Source organism: Pseudomonas sp. PIC25, from assembly GCF_002286785.1.
Lineage (GTDB): Bacteria > Pseudomonadota > Gammaproteobacteria > Pseudomonadales > Pseudomonadaceae > Pseudomonas_M.
Window position 1 is genome coordinate 1 of sequence record NZ_MUJY01000138.1, and the last position, 2,809, is coordinate 2,809.

The window sequence follows — 2,809 nt, forward strand, 5'->3', positions numbered from 1 at the left end:
TCCCAGGCCGGCGAGGGCTTCATCAAGGGAACGCGTGTCCACACGAAGGAAGGACTCAAGCCGATTGAGGAGATCAAGGTTGGCGACTGGGTACTCTCCAGCCCCGAGGACGGCAGTGGCAGTCCCGAATACAAGCGTGTGGTCACTACCTTCGTGCATGAGGACGAGACCATTGTCGATGTCCATATCACGTTGCTCGATTGGAGCATGTCGGACCCGATCTACTTTGCGGCAGCAGCCGAAAATCATCCCTTCTGGGTAGAAGGCATGGGCTGGACGCGCGCGGATGCGCTGAAGGCAGGGGGTGTTCTTCGTAAGTCCGATGGCAGCTTGGCAAAAGTCTTTGGCCTTAACCGCGTTTATCGCACTAACCGTGAGGGCGTTGGCTGGACCTTCGGTGGAGGCGATATCAAGAATAGGGCGCTTTTCTGGCGTCAGCTTGGATACGACACCTACGAGGAATATTTCGTGGCGGAAGTAACCGGCTCGCTTTTCGACTACGCCAACTACACGCCGATAAACACGGAAAAGCCGGCGCACTTGGCACCCGAGGTGATCGAAAGCGCTGATCCTTACCTGCGCGTGGCTGTGTATAACCTGGATGTGGAGGATTTCCATACCTACTACGTCGGGGCCAAAGGCTTCTGGGTCCATAGTGTGAATTTCCAAGGGGGCACGCTTGCCAAGGATATTAGGAATGAAGCGGGGGCAGGTTAGATCGGATTCACCGTAGTGACGTCCTTTCAGGAGGGCACTTTGTTATGGAAAAGGTGACGGCTTTTATTCATATACATGATGAACGCCAGGGTGGAAGGCTCTACTATCGAATTGGTTCCGCCGCCTATCTAATCACCTTTGAGTAAATGAGAAATTGAGGGCGTGATAAATGTGGTACTACTTTGACATAGGAAATGTTGTGTCAGACGACGAGAAAGAAGCCGTCTTTTTCGTGGCTGAAAGAGAAAAAGAAAAGGTGCTTTGTTCCATTTCCTGGCAAATATTGCAAGAGCATTTTAATGACGATGGCCCGAACGAGCATCAGAATCCGACTTGGTCTAACCCGTTTTGGTGGTACGTAAACCACCAACATATTTTTAATACCAAAGCGCAGGAGCTCATTCGAGCGGGACGCTTCGAGCCGGACGGGAGCATTGTTCTTCGTCTTGAAGATGTATATCAGGAAAAGGAGTCAGAAAACGACGATCTTGATATACCTAGAATTCCGGTCGACGAGTTGCCTTTCACGGCACCGCAAGCCGACTCTATGTCGCTTGCTGATGTTAGTGCATGGTATAGATATATGGTGCCTAAAATAGAGGGGTACGTTAGCGACATTAACGATCCATTGGAGAAGTTAATTATGGCGTGGCGGTTAAAGCGCGAGATACGCCGCGCCTCAGCAACAGCTATTTGTTCGAAAGAATTTACAGAGGAATTTTATAGGAAGTTTCCATTCAAGAAAATATGTGTGATGTTGGAGAAGTACAGTGAAGAACCCTTCAGGGGTAAAGCTGAATCAATGGCGTTTCAAGCCTTGATTTCTTTGGCGGAAAAGGAAAAGTATGCATATCCAGGTAGAGCTGGCGGTGAGGTCAAGCACTGGGTGGATGGCAAAGCAATTTTCTTATCGGATGGAAAATGCATTTAGAAGTAGGGCGGGGTGCGTTAATTCAGGCCCTGTTTTTTCAATAGCATGTGGGTGGCGGCATTCTCAGTCATGTGGGGGGTACGCTCCAAGTGGCGGGTGGCAAACTGATCCAACTGCCTTCGATAGGCTCACTGTCCATTGATGAGGCTTTATCAATGCAACGTGCTCTGGCCAATGATTTACCTTCGATGGTGAACAAGAACGCATCACTTGCCGAGCAGGCTTTCCAGGCGGTGCAGATCAAGAATGACTTGACCATGGCGTTGCGCATGGCCATGGACGATGCCAACGCGGCCGCTCAACTGGGCATGATCTCCTCTACGTAGCTTTGATGAATTAGTGCGCGTCCGTTCAAGAGAATATGCTGGTGATGCTCTTTACCGGCAAGTAATCCAAGATGCTCAGAACGAAATGAAAATGGTAACGAAAGCTCCTGCGCCCTATGGCTTGTGTTTCGCGGGGGGCACGCTGATACACACCAAGGAAGGGATGAAGCCGATTGAGCAGATTCAAGTAGGAGATTGGGTGTTAACCCAGCCAGAGGAGACTGGCGAACGCACTTATAAACGGGTGACAAGGACCACCCACTTCGAGGATTCCGTAGTTTGGACGGTGAGTTATTATCTTAAAAATGAGTGGGATCAGGCGAGAGCAGAAGGTCGCACGATGCCACCAGATGCCTCGCGTCGGCTTGTGGTAACACCAAACCATCCATTCTGGATAAGAGGTAAGGGCTGGGTTCAAGTAAAAGATTTGTGGGCGCTCAACCAAGGCCAGGGTTTTGAGAATGAATCTGATTGGGCAGAGTTTGAAGGATATGAATGGAATTTGAACTGGCCGATGGTGCGAGTGCACTGCTTGCTGATGTTTATCCGCTCTATCGGTCAGGCATAAAGGATGTGGCATGGCTTGAGGGAATGTTCCTTCCCGATAGTGGAACACTTGTCGACCTGCGTAATGGACGGTCGGTGAACGAACCCCACGGCGTATGCTTCGTGGCAGGCACATTGGTCCACACCCGAGAGGGGCTTAAACCCATCGAGCAGATCAAGGTAGGCGACTTGAACGAGCCCCTTGAAACACAGGACACCGTTTCCCCCTTACCATAAGGGATAGGCAAACGACTGTGTTTATGACTACCAGCAAAGACAAGACCATCGA

The 2,809-nt window shown here is 50.4% G+C and carries 4 protein-coding genes; all 4 read left to right on the top strand.

The features are described from left to right. A partial coding sequence (locus tag BZL41_RS17460) for a polymorphic toxin-type HINT domain-containing protein (protein WP_143518115.1) occupies positions 1–717 on the top strand: 717 nt, incomplete at its 5' end. 199 nt (positions 718–916) lie between these two features. After that, the gene (locus BZL41_RS17465; RefSeq protein WP_143518116.1) at positions 917–1,648 is read left to right on the top strand and encodes a hypothetical protein; all 732 of its coding nucleotides are present in this window, start codon (positions 917–919) and stop codon (positions 1,646–1,648) included. Positions 1,649–1,803: 155 nt separating this feature from the next. Beyond that, positions 1,804–1,974, top strand: a complete 171-nt coding sequence (locus BZL41_RS28595; RefSeq protein ID WP_168191028.1) for a hypothetical protein — start codon at positions 1,804–1,806, stop codon at positions 1,972–1,974. 85 nt (positions 1,975–2,059) lie between these two features. Beyond that, on the top strand, positions 2,060–2,542 hold the full coding sequence (locus BZL41_RS17470; protein WP_095600488.1) for a Hint domain-containing protein: 483 nt from the start codon (positions 2,060–2,062) through the stop codon (positions 2,540–2,542). Positions 2,543–2,809: the final 267 nt, after the last annotated feature.